Source organism: Vibrio ruber DSM 16370, assembly GCF_900163965.1.
Taxonomy (GTDB): Bacteria; Pseudomonadota; Gammaproteobacteria; order Enterobacterales; family Vibrionaceae; genus Vibrio; species Vibrio ruber.
On the sequence record NZ_FULE01000072.1, the window covers coordinates 1 to 20,115 of the forward strand.

Annotated in this window: 19 protein-coding genes and 2 pseudogenes; 13 read left to right on the forward strand and 8 right to left on the reverse strand. The window is 44.7% G+C overall.

The genetic code is table 11. The features are described 5' to 3' along the window. The 3 genes and pseudogenes from VR7878_RS19725 to glpG all read left to right on the forward strand — a co-directional run. Positions 1-123 (forward strand): annotated as a pseudogene (locus tag VR7878_RS19725) (IS200/IS605 family transposase); the annotation flags it as partial. A 438-nt stretch (positions 124-561) separates the two neighbouring features. After that, on the forward strand, positions 562-882 hold the full coding sequence (gene glpE, locus VR7878_RS19730; protein ID WP_077337688.1) for a thiosulfate sulfurtransferase GlpE: 321 nt from the start codon (positions 562-564) through the stop codon (positions 880-882). Positions 883-961: 79 nt separating this feature from the next. Continuing rightward, the gene (gene glpG / locus VR7878_RS19735) at positions 962-1,798 is read left to right on the forward strand and encodes a rhomboid family intramembrane serine protease GlpG (RefSeq protein ID WP_077337689.1); all 837 of its coding nucleotides are present in this window, start codon (positions 962-964) and stop codon (positions 1,796-1,798) included. 95 nt (positions 1,799-1,893) lie between these two features. Here glpG and VR7878_RS19740 read toward each other — a convergent pair whose 3' ends face one another. Then, complete coding sequence (locus VR7878_RS19740; RefSeq protein ID WP_077337690.1) at positions 1,894-2,304, reverse strand: flagellar basal body-associated protein FliL; 411 nt, start codon at positions 2,302-2,304, stop codon at positions 1,894-1,896. 168 nt (positions 2,305-2,472) lie between these two features. On the opposite strand from VR7878_RS19740, the gene VR7878_RS19745 reads away from it, so the two are divergent. After that, the gene (locus VR7878_RS19745) at positions 2,473-3,018 is read left to right on the forward strand and encodes a chorismate lyase (protein ID WP_159440511.1); all 546 of its coding nucleotides are present in this window, start codon (positions 2,473-2,475) and stop codon (positions 3,016-3,018) included. Then, the gene (ubiA, locus tag VR7878_RS19750) at positions 3,015-3,875 is read left to right on the forward strand and encodes a 4-hydroxybenzoate octaprenyltransferase (RefSeq protein WP_077337692.1); all 861 of its coding nucleotides are present in this window, start codon (positions 3,015-3,017) and stop codon (positions 3,873-3,875) included. The genes VR7878_RS19745 and ubiA overlap by 4 nt, the downstream gene beginning before the upstream one ends. A 145-nt stretch (positions 3,876-4,020) precedes the next feature. Here the strand turns inward: ubiA and plsB are convergent, their stop codons facing one another. Next, on the reverse strand, positions 4,021-6,444 hold the full coding sequence (gene plsB, locus VR7878_RS19755; RefSeq protein WP_077337693.1) for a glycerol-3-phosphate 1-O-acyltransferase PlsB: 2,424 nt from the start codon (positions 6,442-6,444) through the stop codon (positions 4,021-4,023). A 234-nt stretch (positions 6,445-6,678) separates the two neighbouring features. Between plsB and VR7878_RS19760 the strand changes: the two genes are divergently transcribed. From VR7878_RS19760 to VR7878_RS19770, 3 genes are all read left to right on the forward strand, one after another. Then, the gene (locus VR7878_RS19760; protein ID WP_077337694.1) at positions 6,679-7,041 is read left to right on the forward strand and encodes a diacylglycerol kinase; all 363 of its coding nucleotides are present in this window, start codon (positions 6,679-6,681) and stop codon (positions 7,039-7,041) included. Between the two features lie 78 nt (positions 7,042-7,119). Next, positions 7,120-7,743: a transcriptional repressor LexA gene (lexA, locus tag VR7878_RS19765; protein ID WP_077337695.1), complete on the forward strand. Its 624-nt coding sequence runs from the start codon at positions 7,120-7,122 to the stop codon at positions 7,741-7,743. A gap of 105 nt (positions 7,744-7,848) precedes the next feature. After that, complete coding sequence (locus VR7878_RS19770; RefSeq protein WP_077337696.1) at positions 7,849-8,667, forward strand: class I SAM-dependent methyltransferase; 819 nt, start codon at positions 7,849-7,851, stop codon at positions 8,665-8,667. Between the two features lie 102 nt (positions 8,668-8,769). Here VR7878_RS19770 and sthA read toward each other — a convergent pair whose 3' ends face one another. Next, entirely contained in the window at positions 8,770-10,170 is a 1,401-nt protein-coding gene (gene sthA / locus VR7878_RS19775; protein WP_077337697.1) for a Si-specific NAD(P)(+) transhydrogenase, read from the reverse strand. Between the two features lie 239 nt (positions 10,171-10,409). Here sthA and fabR point away from each other — a divergent pair, with 239 nt between their 5' ends. Continuing rightward, positions 10,410-11,039, forward strand: coding sequence for an HTH-type transcriptional repressor FabR (fabR, locus tag VR7878_RS19780; protein ID WP_059123019.1), 630 nt, complete (start codon positions 10,410-10,412; stop codon positions 11,037-11,039). Then, entirely contained in the window at positions 11,039-11,392 is a 354-nt protein-coding gene (locus VR7878_RS19785; RefSeq protein WP_059123018.1) for a YijD family membrane protein, read from the forward strand. Before fabR ends, VR7878_RS19785 begins: the two co-directional genes overlap by 1 nt. Before the next feature lie 205 nt (positions 11,393-11,597). Here VR7878_RS19785 and VR7878_RS19790 read toward each other — a convergent pair whose 3' ends face one another. Beyond that, the gene (locus VR7878_RS19790) at positions 11,598-12,743 is read right to left on the reverse strand and encodes a hypothetical protein (RefSeq protein WP_077337698.1); all 1,146 of its coding nucleotides are present in this window, start codon (positions 12,741-12,743) and stop codon (positions 11,598-11,600) included. Between the two features lie 508 nt (positions 12,744-13,251). Here VR7878_RS19790 and VR7878_RS20975 point away from each other — a divergent pair. Further along, positions 13,252-13,440: a hypothetical protein gene (locus tag VR7878_RS20975; protein WP_159440512.1), complete on the forward strand. Its 189-nt coding sequence runs from the start codon at positions 13,252-13,254 to the stop codon at positions 13,438-13,440. A gap of 44 nt (positions 13,441-13,484) precedes the next feature. Here the strand turns inward: VR7878_RS20975 and VR7878_RS19800 are convergent, their stop codons facing one another. Continuing rightward, positions 13,485-14,648 (reverse strand): tetratricopeptide repeat protein, encoded by a 1,164-nt coding sequence (locus VR7878_RS19800; protein WP_077337700.1) that lies wholly within the window; start codon positions 14,646-14,648, stop codon positions 13,485-13,487. A gap of 823 nt (positions 14,649-15,471) precedes the next feature. On the opposite strand from VR7878_RS19800, the gene VR7878_RS19805 reads away from it, so the two are divergent. Further along, positions 15,472-15,660, forward strand: coding sequence for a hypothetical protein (locus VR7878_RS19805; protein WP_157372029.1), 189 nt, complete (start codon positions 15,472-15,474; stop codon positions 15,658-15,660). 44 nt (positions 15,661-15,704) lie between these two features. Here the strand turns inward: VR7878_RS19805 and VR7878_RS19810 are convergent, their stop codons facing one another. After that, positions 15,705-16,838 (reverse strand): tetratricopeptide repeat protein, encoded by a 1,134-nt coding sequence (locus tag VR7878_RS19810; protein ID WP_077337701.1) that lies wholly within the window; start codon positions 16,836-16,838, stop codon positions 15,705-15,707. A gap of 827 nt (positions 16,839-17,665) precedes the next feature. Here VR7878_RS19810 and VR7878_RS19815 point away from each other — a divergent pair. Further along, positions 17,666-17,845 (forward strand): hypothetical protein, encoded by a 180-nt coding sequence (locus VR7878_RS19815; protein WP_077337702.1) that lies wholly within the window; start codon positions 17,666-17,668, stop codon positions 17,843-17,845. Positions 17,846-17,894: 49 nt separating this feature from the next. Here VR7878_RS19815 and VR7878_RS19820 read toward each other — a convergent pair whose 3' ends face one another. Together VR7878_RS19820 and VR7878_RS21155 are read right to left on the reverse strand one after the other, a co-directional pair. After that, positions 17,895-19,037: a tetratricopeptide repeat protein gene (locus VR7878_RS19820; RefSeq protein ID WP_077337703.1), complete on the reverse strand. Its 1,143-nt coding sequence runs from the start codon at positions 19,035-19,037 to the stop codon at positions 17,895-17,897. 3 nt (positions 19,038-19,040) lie between these two features. Continuing rightward, positions 19,041-20,115 (reverse strand): annotated as a pseudogene (locus VR7878_RS21155) (hypothetical protein); the annotation flags it as partial.

The window sequence follows — 20,115 nt, forward strand, 5'->3', positions numbered from 1 at the left end:
ACGGTAGGTAAAAATACGAGCAAGATACAAAATTACATTAAGCAGCAACTAGAGCAGGATAAAATGGGAGAGCAATTGTCGATCCCGTATTCAGGTAGCCCGTTTACGGGCCGCAGGAAGTAGTCATATGCAAATGTCAGATCACTACGCGCCTGCTAGGGCGCTGCTAGTAGGAGAGCCTTATAGGCGCATATGAAAAACCACCGGCTATGCCGGTGGATACTTTTTTTTGATCCAAATCTGTGCAGTGAAGTCAACACCAGCCTGTGGATAACTCTGTGTTTAAATGATTGACTTTAGGTGCATGAGTCGTCACTACCAAGCGCTGAACAGATTGTTCAGCTTGGGGATATAAAAAGATTTACACACAATAAAATAAAGATCATCACTACATATTGTGGATCATTTTGAGAATGACTACTTTATCAACACAATCCACAGCTTTATCCACTGATGGCGCAAAAATGATCAGTTATGAATGAGCCTTGTGATTCGATGGTATGATAGGATCTTGAATAGGTTACAATAGTGTTCACCGATAAAGTGCGAGAGTGATAAATCATGGAGCAATTTCAACATATTGATGTTCAGGGGGCACTGAACATGATGCAAGAGCAGGGTGCAACGTTAGTCGATATTCGTGATCCCCAGTCGTTTGCTGTAGCACATGCTGAATCTGCGTTTCACTTGACCAATGATACGATCAATCAGTTTATGGCTGAGGTTGATTATGAGCAGCCCGTGCTGGTGATGTGTTATCACGGGGTCAGTAGTCAGGGTGCAGCCCAGTATTTGATTAATCAGGGATTTGAAGCGGTATACAGTATTGATGGTGGCTTTGAAGCATGGCATCGGGCGAATTTACCCGTCTCATCATCATGATGTCAGTGATCCTGATGAGCATTACATGACGTTGTGAGCACGCTGATGCTCCCATTATTCGCCGGAGAAGAGCAGAAATATGATTCGTCTGATTACGATCGATAATCCTCGTGTGGGGCAGGCATTCATTGACTATATGGCTTTAAAACATATAGAGATTATGATGATGCCGGAGGCAGAAGCAACATTCTGTCTATGGTTAATCAAAGATGAACACTTGCATGAAGCAGAAACTGAGCTGAAGCAGTTCCTAGCACATCCTGAAGATCCGAAATATCGTGCGGCATCCTGGGAGACTGACGGCCGACAAAAAACCACATTTCGTTACAACTCACCAAGTGTTTTACAACTGTTTTATGCCAAAGCCGGTTATATGACATTGGGGGTGATGCTGCTGTGTATCACTGTCTTTGTACTCCAGATGTTTGGATTACAACAAACGATGTTCAATCTGCTCCATTTTCCGACCTCTCAGAATCAGGCTTGGGAAATCTGGCGTTGGGTCTCACCGGCTTTTCTGCATTTTTCTGTCCTTCATATCATTTTTAACTTGTTGTGGTGGTGGTATCTGGGAGGCGATCTCGAAAAACGTCTGGGTGCCTTGAAACTGACTAATTTATTGGTGCTATCGTCAGCCGGCTCAGGGATTGTACAGTATTGGAGTGATGGTCCGGGATTTGGCGGGTTATCTGGTGTGGTTTATGCGCTGGTCGGTTTTATTTGGATATTCGGCTGGAAGCGGCCTGAACTGGGATTATCAATACAGAAACCGTTACTCGGTTTTATGCTGATCTGGTTAGTGATTGCTTTTGTGCAGCCGTTTATGCCAATTGCCAATAGTGCTCATGTGGCTGGATTACTGATCGGCATGGGACTCGGACTGTATGAATCTAAGCGTGTCCCGGCAAACGTGTAGGTCACAACCGATACAATACCGCCCCCGGACGGGCCGTTCCTTGTCAGTAAACGGCCGCTTATCGGGTACGGTGCTTTTATTGGTAAAGATACTGTTTACTGATAGATATATTTAGTGAACAGCAAATCAGCGACAATGGAACGCCCTGTTTCCGGCAGCAGCAAATCATTGATTTTTTTTACCAGTGTTTTTCTTAGATCTTCTCTTCCCGCGAGGGAACGAATGGTATCAGCGGTCTGTTTCCCCATCAGCTCAACCACCGTATCGCGAATCAGTGGCTGATGCTTTTCGATGATCGGCAGATCGGAATTATTGGCGACCATAATCTCAATCCGGACTTGAATGTAGCCAAGTTCCTTCCCTTTGGTAAAGAAATTGGTAGTTAAATCCGGTTCCAGCGTAAAGTAAGCCAGCTTAGGTGCACCTGAATCTTCAGCTGCATGGCTAAGTGAGACAGAAAGCAGGCCTGTCATGAGAATGATGAGGGCTAAATAACGTTTCAGCATAATAATGTTATAATCTGACAAAGGTTGATGATATTCGAATCGCTCTGGTCTTGTTACAATGGTTTACCCATTGATAACAAAGTTGACAGCCTTCGACATTCGCTTCAAAACAATATCCCAATCAGGATATTATGCAATCACAAAGGCATTCACATAAAAAATAGTAGTATGCATCAATCAGTTTCGCCTTATCTATCGCTATTAAACCAGATAATCTGGCAAGAATGCGAAAATTTTTATTTTCCGACGCCAAAGATTAGACAATGGTTACAAGAACAGGGGTCGTTGTCCCAGTTGATGAGAAACTATTGTCAGGCACTATCCGTTGAAGTACTCCGGCATGACTGGCAAGCGACGACATGGCTTGCCGCGCAAGAGCAAAGTTTGTTGGGGTCACCCCACCGCGTTTTGGTTCGTCAGGTGCTACTGTCGGGAGATGAAACCCCATGGGTGATTGGGCATACGCTGATTCCGCAACTGGACCATAGTGACTTGTCGAATCGCCTCTTTCAATTGGGATCGAGTTCACTTGGGGATTTTGTGTTTCAGTCTGATGATGTTCAGCGAGATGTGTTACAGGTCGCAAAAGTGAACACTGAAGATGGCGTATTGTGGGCGCGTCGCTCAAGGCTACAGATGGCATATCAACCGATGCTGGTCACCGAACTATTTTTACCTGACGCCCCCGTGTATGTTAAGGAGAACACACAATGACTGTATCAAAGGCAAAAGCGTATTGGCAATTGATGCGCATGGATCGTCCTATCGGTTCTTTGCTGTTGTTATGGCCGACGCTATGGGCATTGATTCTTGCTGCCGAAGGTATTCCGGATCTGAATGTGCTGTTTGTTTTTGTGCTGGGAGTGGTCTTAATGCGCTCAGCCGGTTGTGTGATTAATGATTTTGCCGATCGTCATGTTGACGGCCATGTTCAGCGAACCCACATGCGTCCTTTACCGGCAGGTCTCGTGAGCGAGAAAGAGGCGGTCGGCTTGTTTCTGATTTTGTCGTTGTTCTCATTTGCGCTGGTGCTGACGATGAATAAACTCACCATCCAGCTCTCTTTTGCCGCGATTGTATTGGCATTTATTTATCCTTTTATGAAGCGCTATACCAATTTACCGCAGGTTTTCCTGGCACTGGCTTTTAGCTGGGCGATTCCGATGGCTTGGGCGGCACAGTCCAATAGTTTACCCGGCGTGGTCTGGTTTATTTTTCTGATTAACTCGGTCTGGACGGTTGCTTATGATACCCAATACGCAATGGCAGACCGGGAAGATGATTTAAAGATCGGCGTGAAATCAACCGCCATTCTGTTTGGCCGCTTTGATAAATTGATTATCGGTATACTTCAGTTGGTGACGTTACTGATGCTGATTGGCGTCGGTGTGATGTATCAGTTGAGTGCTGCGTTTTACTGGAGTGTGCTGATCGTGAGCGGATTATTTGTGTATCAGCAGCATTTAATTCGACATCGTCAGCGAAACCTGTGCCTGCAGGCATTCTTGAACAATAACTATGTCGGTATGGTGATAGCCGCAGGTTTGCTGCTTTCTATGTCTTCTGTTTAAATAACACCAATGTCGTCTGTTTAAAACCAATGTCGTCGATTTAGAAGCGATGTTATCGATTGAAAGCATTCGTCAATCCTCATATGAGAAACGGCATCAAATATGCCGTTTCTTTTTGCTCCGAATCACATCGCCCCTGAAGCTTTTAATCAATCAGATAAGTGCTTTCTCTGATCGTGAGGCGAATCTCAGGGTAGAGCAGTGTGAATATCAGCTCCGACAATTGTTGACATTTTTCTGTACAGAATTGCTGATCATGATTGAGATAATCCTGCTGTTTCAGCGTGGTCATGAGCGCCGTAAATACACCTTTATCAAAAAACTCCGGCGCATTAATTCCATGCAGTCGTCCCAGACGACGAGCAATTTCCTGACTGTTTTTCTCCAGTTCACTTTTACCCATATCCGGTGTCGAGACCAGTAGATTTAACGTAATCGCATAACGTTGCAGGGTTTCGGAAATCGTTCTGCCGAGTAAGATTAACACCTGTGTTCTGGCTGGATTGATAGACACTGTGTCGTCTTCATACTGGATTAACTCCTGCCGCTGCAATTCGCGCAGATAAGCCTCAATATGTTCATTGAGTGCTTCCGGCTGATAACTCAAGAACAGCTCTTGCTGGATGAACGGATAGATGAGCGCGACATAGTGACGGAGCGTATCGAGTGACAGGGATTGGTGACTCACCAATATCTGGGCAATCAGGGACGGCAGCGCCAACAGATGAATAATATTGTTGCGATAGTAGGTCATGAGAATCGATTGGTGACGATCCAATGAGATAATTTCACCAATACTGTCGGATTCGATCAAAAACTTATCGAGAGATGTCGCATGATGCACCAACGATTCGGCACTATCGGCCGGGACGGTCATTGTTTCCGAGTAAGGCACATTGCGTAGCAGATTCAGATAACAGTCGATCTGTTTGATTAAATTTTCCCGGGCAAGCGCACGCTGACGAGAAGCGAGCAGTGCGGTCGCACATAATGTCATGGCATTGGCTGCCGCGGCATCATTAATGCGGGTCATCATTTTGGTTGCCAGTTGATTGACCAGCAGTGTGATCCACTGCGGGCGGCTATTCCCGACCCGGTCAATATCTTTGGTCCAGTCGGGCACTTCCTCATTCAAAAACTGATTGAGCAGGATCGGTTCACCAAAGTTGACATAGCCTTGGCCGAAATTCTTCAGTTTACGAATGGTTCGGATCACCAGACTGGCATTTTCTTTCTCTTTCTGCTTACCGCGCAGCTCTTTGGCATAGGTTGAGACCTCCATAACATGTTCATAGCCGATGTACACCGGCACCAGAGTTACAGGGCGGTTGAGGCCTCTTAACATCGCTTGGATGGTCATTGCCAACATCCCCGTTTTGGCGGGGAGCAAACGTCCGGTTCTTGAACGGCCGCCTTCGCTGAAATACTCAACGGAGTAACCTTTCGCGAACAAGTCCGCCAGATATTCGCGGAAAATGGTCGAATAAAGCTTGTTGCCTTTAAAACTGCGGCGGATAAAGAATGCTCCGCCACGACGGAACAAAGGACCTGCCGGGAAAAAGTTCAGATTCAGACCCGCTGCAATATGAGGGGGAACCATCCCTTCGTGGTACAGCACATAAGACAATAGCAGATAGTCCATATGGCTCCGGTGGCAGGGAACATAGACGATTTCATGTCCGTCCTGAGCCAGACGACGCACACGCGCCGCATTATGCACATTTATTCCCTGATAAATCCGGTTCCAGAGCCATTTCAGCAAGCGATCACTTTTGCGCACCAGCGAATAAGAGAAGTTCGCTGCGATCTCGTCTAATATTTTCAGGGCTTCTTTCTGCGCTTTTTTCTGCGAAATATTTTTGGTTTTCACTTCGTCATTAATGGCATGACGAATAGCTTGTGACTGCATCAGACGTTGCAGCAAGACTTCACGCTCCGGCAGTTGCGGGCCCGAAGCGGCCAGTTTCTGGCGTGAAAAATGAATCCGGGCTACCCGCGCAACTTTATGGGCAATGGCTGCATCCGTACCGTGGCTGTCTGCCATGTAGCGCAGAGAAACGACGGGACTGAAACGCACTAAGCAGTCTCTGCCGGACAGCAATACCGCCTTGGCCTTTTGTGGGCCGTTCATCGGCTCCAGATAGGCTTTAGTCTGGTTTTCTTTACCGGGCTTTCTGCCCCAAAGCACCGAAGTTGGCAGGAGCTGAATATCCAGCTCAGGGTTACCCTGATGTAACGCAAGCAGTTCAGTAAACTGCGTGACGGAACCGTAAGGCACATCGTCATCGCTGCGGATCAACGTCGGCCGGGATGCAATAAAGATATAGCGTGTGAGTTTTTTACCGTCGATTTCCAAAGGTTGAAATGGATCCGGTAGTCCAAGTTTCTCCGTTTGCTGTTTTAAAGTCAGCAGATCGACGGTCGATTGAAACGGCAGTGCATAAACAATGGGTTTCTCCAGATCAATATGATGATCCGCGATCGGATCGGCCGGAACGACCGTGCTCTTGGTCAAAGCAGATACAGGGATAGTTAATAGTGAACGTGATACTGATTGTCGGACTGACATAAAAGCTCGGACTCTCAAGAATGAATAACGAAATAGGGACCAGATTGTCACGATATCAAGCATGTGAACCCAGTCACCAGAATGTTGTCTAGGATAACAGAAACAGGGGCAACCTTTTACTATTGGCAACTATTTTTTGTGTACTACTACTGTTCCTCATGACCGTCGTGATAGGATTCTCCCTGCTTGTCCGGATGCGCCAGTTCACCCTAATTATCATAATCGGAAAAATCTATGCAACAGAAACCAGCTCAAGGTCTGACTCGTATATTGAACGCTGCCAAATATTCCTATCAGGGCATTCGTGCCGCGATCGTCGGTGAAGCCGCTTTTCGGGAAGAGTTGATCGTGTGTCTGATCCTGATTCCCATTGCTTTATTTGCAGACGTGACTCAAATCGAACGTTTACTGCTCATCGGTTCATTGATGATGGTTTTGATCGTTGAGTTATTAAATAGTGCGATTGAAGCCGTCGTGGATCGTGTCGGACTGGAGCATCACCAACTCGCAGGGCAGGCCAAGGATATGGGCTCGGCAGCGGTGCTGCTCTCCATTCTGATGTCACTCTATGTCTGGGTGGATGTTTTTGTTTTCTAAAGGTTTAAAAGATTCACTTTTCATTTTTCATAATACTGGATATACTCACAGTTGACTGTATAAAAAGACAGGTGAATTATGAAGCCTTTAACACCACGCCAACAACAGGTCTTTGATTTGATCAAAAGCCGGATTGAAGATTCCGGAATGCCGCCGACTCGTGCTGAAATCGCCAAAGAGCTGGGGTTCCGTTCTGCCAATGCGGCTGAAGAACATTTAAAAGCACTTGCGCGTAAACAAGTGATTGAAATTGTTCCGGGCGCCTCTCGAGGCATTCGCATTTTGCTTGACTCTGCCAATGACCCGGTCGAAGAAGGTTTGCCACTGATCGGCCGTGTTGCCGCAGGTGAGCCGATTCTGGCGCAGGAGCATGTTGAAGCGCATTATCAGGTTGATCCGGCAATGTTCAAACCCCAAGCTGATTTTCTGTTGCGTGTCCACGGCGAGAGTATGAAAGATATCGGCATCATGGATGGTGATTTACTGGCTGTGCATAAAACTCAGGATGTCAGAAATGGTCAGGTTGTGGTTGCCCGTCTCGAAGACGATGTTACGGTCAAACGACTTGAGCGCCAAGGGGCCAAAGTATTGTTACATGCGGAAAATGAAGCGTTTAACCCGATTGAAGTCGATCTTTCCTCTCAGGAATTAACCATTGAAGGGGTGGCCGTCGGGATTATCCGCAATACCGACTGGATGTAACCGACTGACCGGAAACATCTGATCCAGTAAGTTATTGAGAACCCCTCTCAATAACTTGCTAATGTAATTGATATTCATTATCATCTAAGTTAACTTGAGAGGATAATGACAATGTCATATTACTGCCGGAAGCATCGAGAACATTATCAGATTCCTGCGCATCTTGTTGAGCCGCTGTGGTTCAGGAGGCGGGAAAGCTTAGCCGATAACGGCTTAATCTATGATCCGATTGCCGCACAAGCCTGTCTATCTTGTGAGGTGGCGCTCGATTGCAGGGATGGCAACCTTGATCAAAAGCAGTTGTTACATGTCACGCTGACTCAAATCTGTGATCAGCAGGTGCGGGAATTTCTGGCGACATATCCTGATGCTTGGGTGATTAATGTCGGAGCCGGTCTGGATACACGCTTCTACCGCGTTGATAATGGCCGGTGTCATTGGCTGGAAGTCGATGTGTCTGAGCATTTGATCTGGCGACAGCGATTATTCCATCCCAGCGAACGTTATCAGCATATCAATGGCAGTGTCACCTCGCTGTCATGGCTGAAAAATATCCATATTTCAGAGTCTGCACCGATCCTTATTCTGTGTGAACATGCATTACTTGAAACGCAGTCAGAACATGTCGCCGCGTTTATCAGAACGCTCGGGCTGACTTTTCCTCATGCTCATGCCTGTTTGCTGCTTGCCGGCGATAAAACTGGCACCCGTTTAGGGCAACGGATGGGATGCGGTGCTTACCAACATGGTTTTGCCGCCCCGAAAAATGCGGTATTAAACTGCTTACCGTGGGTTAAAGAGGTTCACAGTTTTTCACCGTTAAACTATCCCTGTCGGCGTTGGAAAATCTGGCAGCGCTTAGTTTGTCGCCTGACGAGCTGCCAATTCCGCTACACGCCTGTAGTGGTTCACTGTTATTGGTAATATGGTGTTGTTCGTCTTTTGTCCGGGCTGTGTACACCGTACCAAGCCCGAAACAAAAGCATCGAAGTGCGACTGAAGCATTGCGTCATCAGAGGCTGGCGATTAAAACAGGCGATTCAACCCATTCAACGCTGCAACCCGATAAGCTTCCGCCATCGTCGGATAGTTAAAGGTCGTATTGACGAAATATTCAATGGTATTGGCTGCGCCTTTCTGTTCCATAATCGCCTGACCGATGTGAATAATTTCCGCTGCCCGTTCACCAAAGCAGTGAATCCCGAGAATCTCCTTGGTTTCCCGGTGGAACAGAATTTTCAGACTCCCTACATCAGTCCCTGCGATTTGCGCGCGCGCCAGATGTTTAAACGAAGAGCGGCCGACCTCATAAGGGATTTTGGCATTGGTCAGCTCCTGCTCGGTTTTACCGACAGAGCTGATTTCAGGAATGGTATATATCCCGGTCGGAATATCTTCAATGAGCTGGCTGTTACTTGCACCGAATGCAATGATTTGTGCGACAAACCGGCCTTGATCATAAGCGGCGCTGGCGAGGCTAGGGTAGCCAATCACATCACCGACGGCATAAATATGTTCGACTTCGGTCTGGTAACTGCGGTTGACTCCCAACTGGCCGCGCGAATCGGCTGCTAATCCGAGCACTTCGAGATTTAACCGATCGGTGTTACCCGTTCTGCCGTTGGCATAGAGCAGGCAGTCGGCTTTCATTTTCTTACCGGATTTCAGGTGAACAATCACCCCGTCCCGGCAACCTTCAATACTTTGATAGGTTTCATCATTGCGAATCACCACGCCGTTATTCCAGAAGTGATATGACAACGCATCGGAGACTTCATTATCAAGAAAAGACAACAGACGATCACGGGTATTGATTAGGTCGGTTTTCACCCCAAGTCCCCGGAAGATCGACGCATATTCACAGCCGATCACCCCGGCACCATAGATCAGAATATGGCGCGGATCATGGGCTAAGTTGAGAATCGAGTCGCTATCGTAGATGCGCGGATGACTGAAATCGACATCATGCGGTTGATAAGGGCGCGACCCCGTGGCGATGACAAACTTATCCGCGGTATAACGCTCTTTGCTGCCATCATGCTGAAGCACTTCGATGGTGTGACTATCGATAAATTGGGCAACGCCAAACAGTAAGGTACATTTGTTGCGATCATAAAACCCTTGGCGTAACCGGGTCTGCTTATCAATCACAGATTTTGCGTGCAACAGAATATTGGGGAATGTGGCGTGAAGGCTGGTGTTGTTATGGCAAAACAGCGGGTTGCTGTTAAATTCGATGATACGGCTGACGGCATGTCTTAAGGCTTTTGATGGAATCGTCCCCCAATGGGTACATCCGCCACCGACACTTTGCTCTTTTTCAACGATGGCGACATTCAGCCCTGCTTTGGTCAGCCCCATCGCGGCACCTTCACCGCCGGGACCACTGCCGATGACAATCGCATCGAAATGATGAGTCTCTGACATATGACTTCCTGATGAATATTCGTTGGTTTTTTTGGTGTTTATATTGTAACGCATTATTGTAACGTATTGTTTAGCTGTGTCGCTGTTCTGCCAAGTGATCAGTGATAATGATCGCTGATACCGGCATGAACTCAGTTTGAATAGACAATTTTGTGCGGGATGAGATATTGTTTTATCGATAAAACAATAATTCGCGTTATAGTAGAACGTTTTTAGCTGTGATTTAGGAATTGTACGCCATGGGAATTCGTGCTCAACAGAAAGAAAAAACCCGTCGCTCATTAATTGATGCTGCCTTTCGCCAATTGAGCGCACAACAGAGTTTTTCCAGTTTGAGCCTGAGAGAAGTCGCCAGAGAAGCCGGTATCGCCCCGACTTCATTTTATCGCCATTTTGATGATATGAATGAGCTAGGGCTGACCATGGTTGATGAAGGCGGATTATTGCTGCGACAACTGATGCGTCAGGCACGCCAGCGTATTGCGACCAAAGGCAGCGTGATTCGCACCTCGGTTGAGACGTTCATGGAATTTATCGAAAACAGTCCCAATGTATTTCGGCTATTATTGAGAGAACGCTCAGGAACCTCCTACGAATTTCGGGCTGCGGTCGCAAGAGAGATTCAGCATTTTGCTGCCGAGCTGACTGAATACCTTGTCCTCAACGGGTTGGCGCGAGAAATCGCAGCCCCTCAGGCAGAAGCTTCCGTGACCTTGGTATTCAGCTCCGGTGCTGAAGCGATGGATCTGGATAAGAACGAACGGGATGAACTGGCAGAACGATTAATTATTCAGTTAAGAATGATTGCCAAAGGTGCAGCAAGTTATCGGATTGCACGTAAACATCAGCAGAGAGATGGAGTTGATTAATGTCGGATAAAAATACTTCAGAACGCAAGAACCTGATTCTTGCTTTTATTGTCGGTGTCTGTGGTGATGCCATTTTGTCTTCAATGACCATGAGTGAGGTCTCTTTTTCTATTTTTCCCTGGATAGCCTTAATTCTGGCGGTTCAGGCGCTTTATCAGGAATATCTGCGTCAGCCCGTTTCAGAAGATTTTCCGCTAGTCGGGTTAGCCTGTTTTTTTGTCGGTGCTTTCGGCCACTCCGCCTTTGTCAAAGCGCAGTACCCCGAAGCCGGGTCGAACTTTCTCGCGATCGTCGTGGTACTCCTGCTGATGATCTGGATTGCCCGCAAAATGGGGTATTGGGGTAAGCATTAACCTCCTGTGCTGATGCGGGTTGTCCGTGTGACAAGCCGCAGTGTGTCACACAACTCAATTGTTTGCTCAACAAGCGCAACACTGCATAGTAAAAGCCGGTCAGTTCACTGACCGGCTTTGTTGTTGGTGAAACGACCTTTTTCATCATTCTATCGCTGGCGTGTGTGCCGGAGACTGTGAGTCTGCTGCGAGAGTTGCGTTCCTCTTATTCTTCAATCACCGAAACTTTGCGCCATGCATAATCTTTAAAGTCACTTCTTTTGAAATCATAACGTTGAATAAATTTTTCAATCAACTGATCTTGTTGCTCAGTGGTCAGGTGGGTACTCTTCGATGAGATAAAAAATAACCGCTCCTTGCCGGCAAAATTTTCTGAGGTCAGCATGTACGCCTCTTGGTTCATCTTACCGCCATTGAGCAGCGCTTGGCTCAGAATAAAACTGCGACTGAAATGACTTTTATCCAGTTGGTATTGTTTGAGATCTTCTTGCGTCAGGTTGGGGTTTCTTGCTAAGAACTCTGCACGCTCCGCTTCAGTGACCGGTTGAATTTTAGTGATCCACAGTGAGGAATCTTGCTGATGCTTGTCACCGGGGTAATAAATGGACTGATTAATGTAATAATCCATCGTTTCAATATAGATACCAACCCGGTAGCCTTGTGTGTTCTCGTGGCTCAAAAAGAGAGAGATGGGATTCATACCATTTTGAACATAGTCCCTGTCAGCGTTGCGAAAACTGGGGTGTTCCAGATAGTCCTGAATCTCACTGACATAGCTGGAGAAACCGTACTGATTCGGGATCATATAGCCATTCAGTGGCATTTTAGCATTGGTATAGACGTAAAATGACCCTAAATCTTTTTCTCTTTGTTCGAGTGTTGTTTCGGCTTGCTTTAAGAGGTTGTATGCTTCCTGTCGTTTTTGATGATGCATATTGTTCATGGTTTGCATGGCATTCTGAATGGCCAGCTCATCCTGTTGGCGCTTCCAGGAGATCGCCTGTATCGCTGCAATAAAACCGAGGAACAGACATACAGCAACGATGAATTCAAGCTGACGCTTTTTATCAACAGCGGCCGCCATCTGTTCAGGAGTGAGGAAACGAATATCATAACCGAGAAGTTCATCGTCATTGGGCAGTCTGACTTGGCCGACATCTTCAAATGGCACATAAATAACCCGTCCATTTTTTAATGTCACGATCGCGTAAGCATCAATGGTCTCGACAAGGCCATGATTTTCGATACACACATACGAGATCTCCCATCCGGGAAATTTAGCATGCGAGTAAAGCACCGCATGTTTATCAATGAGTTTAATGGCTCTCTGGACGTTAGTGTAAAAGAACATACGTGATGGCTTCCGTTGACTTGATAAGACGATTTAAATATGAGCTATCAATACGCACGTGGTGTGAATACCGATTTAACGCTAGGAGAGGGCGATTATAATGAAATCCCTGCATTGTTCTTGATAGATTGATATATAAAAGAACACACTGTGAAATTACTCGCAAAATAATGTCGAACTAAGTATTAGAAAAGTATGAGATTTCACCAACTCTCTCGCGCTTTGCCGCGCTGCCACTCGTCAACAAATCAGACACTGCTTACGCTACATCTGCACCGCTAAAAACGGTGTCGGGATTCGAACCCTGTTGCAAACCACAGATACACAAGTGACTCATATTGTATTGATGAGCCGTTGTGTGTAGCCTTTACTCACTTCGATTATGGTGAGCTGGGTTGGGCTGACTCAGTCAGGCTGCAACCTGTGGTGCGGTAGTTCGAACCCTCCCAGTTCACCACCTCTGAGATTCGAACCTCTGGTGGTGATTTTTGAAACGCTACAGGAGGCCATGATGCCAAATTCAACCACTCATCTTGATTTACACCTCACCGCTCGCGGTTATCTGATTGATTTCCTTGCCACCAGCACCGCACCTTCCGTTGACCAAAATGAATTGCGTGAGATTCTGCTATTTCTCAATAATCTGATTACGTTTGATGAGATAAATTTGATTAAAGAAGATGTAGAAGGGATTTAATGGAGAAAAGGGGGATCAGGTTGCTGATCCTCCTTATTGTAGTATTATGGTCTTGGATTCATTTCGTCGATATAAATCATTGGTGTCATTTCTTTAACTATTTTTATTACTCTCTTTCTAATTAAATCCATTTCTTTTTTACTTAATGAATCTTTACCATTTTTTTCTAGATCCTCATTAATAAATTGAATGCTCCAATCATTCTCTGCTTCTTTTATATTATAAGAAGTCCAACTGTTGGTGGCTTTCTTAAAGATGTTACCAATGATAATACATGTCACTGCATCTATTACATTACTTCTGGATTTGTATATTATTTTCTTATAATGACTTTCACATGTAGACCAATTGCCACCAATCTTAAAATAATGGTGCATATATTTATTGGGTTCTTTAATGTCACTTGTATAGAAAATATTACCAATCGCAGGTGAGAAGTTATTTTTTGCCATCAAAATAGATAGTTTGTTGATATCTTTCTTATACTCTAGAGGTAGTTCATTTTCCTTTTGAAAATAATTTAGATAATACTGAATTGAATAATCAATAATCATATTCATTAATGGTTGATAATAATGATTTTTGGCATTTTCAGTGACTAACTGCTCCAGTTTTTTATGTACCTCTTCTGAGCTGTTTTCATCATACTGAAGCAGATAATACTCCGCCTTTTTATCGCCTTTCTCTGCCCGCTCTTGCAGTAGTTTTCGCCCGAGTTTTCCCCATTTGGGGTCACAGTAGCCGCGAAGATAAAGGCTGCAATCTTCACTGCTGACATCCAAACGAAGAGCTGCATAAGGGTTGCCCAATTCAGCGGATTTCCGGAATAACCGAGCAATTTCTTTGCCTGCGTAGATACTGCCCCCGGAGATATGAGCCAGCCAGTACATTGCATCAGCATTGCCTTGCTCGACTAAGGGTTGCAGGAGTTTTTTGGCTATATCCCAGCGATCCCGCTGGATAGCGAGTACAGGTTCATACAATGGGTCTCCGGGTCGATAGGTACTGGAAATATACGGGTCGGGGTTAAATGGCTGGCTTTTCTGGGCCATTTCGAGTAACTCAGTCAGTACCTTGGGGCCTTCTGCCTGCCGGGACTGAAAGCCGGAAGGGGTCATCAGATAGGCCATAAAGCCACCTATGGATAAGATAACAATACCAATTAAGGTAAAGAGTGTTTTGTAAATCAGTCGATTATTGATCTTCATGCTTTAAAGTGTCCAGCTTTGTTCTTTCCACGGGTTGTAGGTGGTTTTGTTCCAGAAGTAACCGTTGTCCTTTCTCGTCTCTGTGTTCGAGCATTGTATGATGCGCCGAATATTTTCGATTTCAGTCACTTCTGCGTCTGCGCATCAGATACTTTTGGCTTGGCCCCAAAAGTATCCAAAAAGGCCGGTTGTTCAGCTTTAGTGCCGGCTATCAGGGGCGCTTTTATTCGCATCCTGCTCACGAAAAGCTAAAAAGTTCGTCCTGAACTTTTTCCCTGAGTTCATCGCTTCAAGCGACATAAGCACACAGGGTGATCAAACTGATACCGCGATGCTGCTGAGATTTACGTTCAATCACTTTGTTTCAGGTTGACCTTGTGAATGACTTCATTTGAGCGGTTTGATTGTAACCCAATCTAAATATGAATCATGATGAATTGGTGTTTCAGAACAGCACAGTGTGAAATGACTCGCAAAATAATGACACACCCAGTGTGAGCAAAGTATGAGATTTTACGCTATGACACGCGCTTTATTTTCTTATGACTCGTCAGCAAATCAGACACTGCTTACGCTACATCTGCACCGATAAAATCCGGTGTCGGGATTGGAACACCGTATAAACCACAGACGCACAAATTCACTTATCTTGTACTGATGAGCAGTTGTGTGTAGCCTTTACTCACTCCAATCATGGTGAGCTGGGTATAGGACTGACTCTGTCAGGCCGCAACCTGTGGTGCGGTAGTTCCAAACCTTGCTCAGTTCACCACCTCTGAGATTGGAACCTCTGGTGGTGATTTTTGAAACTCTACAGGAGGCCATGATGCCAAATTCAACCACTCATCTTGATTTACACCTGACCGCTCGCGGTTATCTGATTGATTTTCTTGCTACCAGCACCGCACCTTCCGTTGACCAAAATGAATTGCGTGAAATTCTGCTATTTCTCAATAATCTGATTACGTTTGATGAGCTGAATTTGATTAAAGAAGATGTAGAAGGGATTTAATGGAGAAAAGGGGGATCAGGTTGCTGACCCCCTTATTGTAGTATTTATGGTCTTGGATTCATTTCATCAATATAAATCATTGGTGTCATTTCTTTTATAATTTTTTGGGCTCGAATTTCTGCTTTCTGAAGCTCTTCAGAGGTTAATTTATCTAATTTATTTTTCTTTAGTGAAAAGTTGAAAATTAACATTTCACTATCTTCACCTCTAATATAATCTTTGGCTATGGCACAAGATGTCCCATCTATTATCTCTTCTCTATTTTTTCTTGATTTATTGATGTAATAATTTTGGCAATGAATTAGATCGCCACCAAGATTTAATATTTTTATTAAATTTATATGAATATAATCTGATTTGAATAATTTTTTATATTGGAAAACCATATTTATAGCTGGAATGTAGTTATTATCAGCTGCGATTTTTATTAATTCGCTTAATAATAACTTTTTTCTTTTTCCTAAAGGTTTATCTCTGTCTAAAAAAGGCATGTGCCAATTGCCAAAATAATCTGTTAATAATTTTTCTAATGGCTGATAATAATGATTTTTAGCATTTTCAGTGACTAGTCGTTCCAGCTCTTTATGCACCTCTTCTGAGCTGTCTTCATCGTACTGAAGCAGATAATACTCTGCTTTTTTATCGCCTTTCTCTGCCCGCTCTTGCAGTAGTTTTCGCCCGAGTTTTCCCCACTTTTGATCACAGTAACCGCTCATAAACATCTGGCATTCACGGTTGTTGCTATCTAATCGGAGTGCGGCATAGGGATTCCCCAGCTCGGCTGACTTCTGGAATAACTTGGCCGCCGGGCCGCTGGAGTAGTAGCTATCGTCATAGGTGATTTGAGCCAACCAATACATCGCATCAGCATTGCCTTGTTCGACTAAGGGGTGCAACAGCTCTTCGGCTTTTCCCTGCCGATGTCTTTGAATATATAGCAGGGGCTCATACAGCGGATCTCCGGGACGATAGGTACTGGAGATATACGGGTCGGGGTTAAATGGCTGGCTTTCCTGAGCCATTTTCAGTAGCTCAGTCAGTACCTTGGGGCCTTCCGCTTGGCGGGACTGAAAGCCTGAAGGGATCGCCAGATAGGCCATCAGTCCACCGACCGCTAGAATAATCACACCAACGATGGTCAGCAGTGTTTTGTAAATCAGTTTCTTATTGATATTCATGCTTTAAAGTGTCCAGCTTTTTTCTTTCCACGGGTTGTAGGTAGTTTTGTTCCAGAAGTAACTTTTGTCCTTTCTCGTTTCTGTTTTTGAGCATTGTATGATGCGCTGAATGTTTTCGATCTCAGTCACTTCTGAGTCTGCGCATCAGATACTTTTGGCTTGGCCCCAAAAGTATCCAAAAAGGCCGGTTGTTCAGCTTTAGTGCCGGCTATCAGGGGCGCTTTTATTCGCATCCTGCTCACGAAAAGCTAAAAAGTTCGTCCTGAACTTTTTCCCCTGAGTTCATCGCTTCAAGCGACATAAGCACACAGGGCGATCAAACTGATACTGCAATGCTGAGATTTACGTTCAATCACTTTGTTTCAGGTTGACCTTGTAAATGACTTCATTTGAGCGGTTTGATTGTAACCCAATCTAAATATGAATCATGATGAATTGGTGTTTCAAAGCAGCACAGTGTGAAATTACTCGCAAAATAATGTCGAACTAAGTATTAGAAAAGTATGAGATTTCACCAACTCTCTCGCGCTTTGCCGCGCTGCCACTCGTCAACAAATCAGACACTGCTTAAGCTCCATCTGCACCGATAAAATCCGGTGTCGGGATTGGAACACCGAGTAATAACACCAAATGCATAAACCATCGCCTTGTGCTACTTCATGTTTATGTGTAGCCTTGGCTCACTCATATTATGGTGAGCTGACAAGGCAACCTTGTGTTGACCGTTTGGTGTTAACGGTAGTTCCAAACCTTGTTCAGCTTGCCACCCATGGAGATTGGAACCTTCAGTGTGGCTGTATTCTCTCATTAACACCAAAGAGGTTACGATGTCTAATTCACAACCTAGTTTACACCTCACCGCTCGCGGTTATCTGATTGATTTTCTCGCTACCAGCACCGCACCTTCCGTTGACCAAAATGAACTGCGTGAGATTCTGCTATTTCTCAATAATCTGATTACGTTTGATGAGATAAATTTGATTAAAGAAGACGTAGAAGGGGTTTAATAAGAATAAAAGCGGGGGATCTATGATTAAGATCCCCATTATATGAAGTTTATGGTCTTGGATTCATTTCGTCGATATAGATAACAGGAGTCATTTTTTCTAGCATCTCTTTTGCCATTGAAATTACTTCACTATTTTCATCACTATTTAATGCTTCAACCCCTTTTCTATTCATATATGATTTAAATATTGTCAATTTAGAATATTTATTAGTTCCATGATTAATGATATCTGTCATATATGAGTATGCTGCACCAATTAAGATATCATGTCTAGTTCTATTAGGTTTATCTATATTGTATTCAGCACATGTTATTGATCTTGATGTTAATTTAATGCATTGGTTAATAATTTTTGATAAAACATTATCTTCATACACGTCACTCATATTATAAAAAATATTATACATTGCTGGAGGGAAATTATTATTAACTGCCAATAATGCTATTTCTGAAATTAATTTCCTTTTTTTATTGCTCAATTCTTTACTTTTTTGGAAATAAGTTAAATATGATTGACTATTGTAATCAATCATCATTCTTATCAATGGCTGATAATAATGATTCTTAGCATTTTCAGTGACTAGTCGTTCCAGCTCTTTATGCACCTCTTCTGAGCTGTTTTCATCATACTGAAGCAGGTAATATTCTGCTTTTTTATCACCTTTCTCTGCCCGCTCTTGCAGTAGTTTTCGCCCAAGTTTTCCCCATTTGGGGTCACAGTAGCCGCGAAGATACAGGCTGCAATCTTCACTGCTGACATCCAAACGAAGAGCTGCATAAGGGTTGCCCAATTCAGCGGATTTCCGGAATAACCGAGCAATTTCTTTGCCTGCGTAGATACTGCCCCCAGAGATATGAGCCAGCCAATACATTGCATCAGCATTGCCTTGTTCAACTAAGGGTTGCAGGAGTTTTTTGGCTATATCCCAGCGTTCTCGCTGGATAGCGAGTACAGGTTCATACAATGGATCTCCGGGGCGATAGGTACTGGAGATATACGGATCAGGGTTAAATGGCTGGCTTTCCTGAGCCATTTCGAGTAACTCAGTCAGTACCTTGGGGCCTTCTGCCTGCCGGGACTGAAAGCCGGAAGGGGTCATCAGATAGGCCATAAAGCCACCTATGGATAAGATAACAATACCAATTAAGGTAAAGAGTGTTTTGTAAATCAGTCGATTATTGATCTTCATGCTTTAAAGTGTCCAGCTTTGTTCTTTCCACGGGTTGTAGGTGGTTTTGTTCCACAAGTAACCTTTGTCTTCGATCGCTTGAATCGTCTCTTCAAGGCGCTTGCGATCTGCAACCACTTGTGGCTTGTCACCTTCTTTGGCGACCCGAATGGTTAAGTAGTCATATTCGCCATCGACAAAATGAGCAATTGCATCCGAACGCTCTTCAGCTTCATAGTGGTAGCGTTTCATGTTGCCACATAAAGTAGTACTAATAGAAATGAAAGTTTCTCTAGCTATTTTTATATCTTCTATTCTAATGCTCTTTGGTAGTTGGTTTATAAACTCTGCCAATTGCATCCAACTTTGGCTAAAGCGTCGCCATTGTTCCATCGGCAGCCGGGCGGATTCATAGTTGCCCCTCATACGGATCAGGGTCTTTTCAAACTGTCGGCGTTTTTTCTCAATATCCGCTTCACTGGCACCTGTTTTTGGGGATATCCATTTGAGGATTTGCACGATGGTTAATGCTTTGTCTACTTCCTGATTCAGTCTGGCTCTTTCTTCTGCTTTATTTTCGAACAAACCACCTTTGTTTTGATTACTCAAACAGTCGAGCAGATGGCACAAAGTTTCCGGTGGCAGGTTAGTGACCCAGCTCTGGTTTTGTTTTACCTTGGTTTTATCCAAAATATTTTTGGCGATTAACGGTGCATAATCTTCCTGCAAACCATCTTTGTGAATAAAAGACAGGGCTTTGGCCGGCAGCAACAGGGCTTCACCTAAAGTCAGACCGAGTGCGACCGCGACGGTCAGGCGGCGGTTGAGCTCTTCAAAGTCTTCATTGCGGCCTTGCTCATTCACTTCACCGAAAGCTTCAATGCGTTTAAAGCCGGATTCATTGAGCATGGCGAGCAGGCATTGAATAAAGCGGTCAACGTTGAGCGCATCAAGGGCGATGGCGACTTTGCCTGACGCACCGGGGCCGCAGACCAGTTTGGCTGCGGCAATCACATATAAAGCTCCGCGGTGGAAAGTAATGCTGAACTGAGCCGATAATCCGATGCCATAGCTGACAGCTGCCTGAACCGCTAAACTC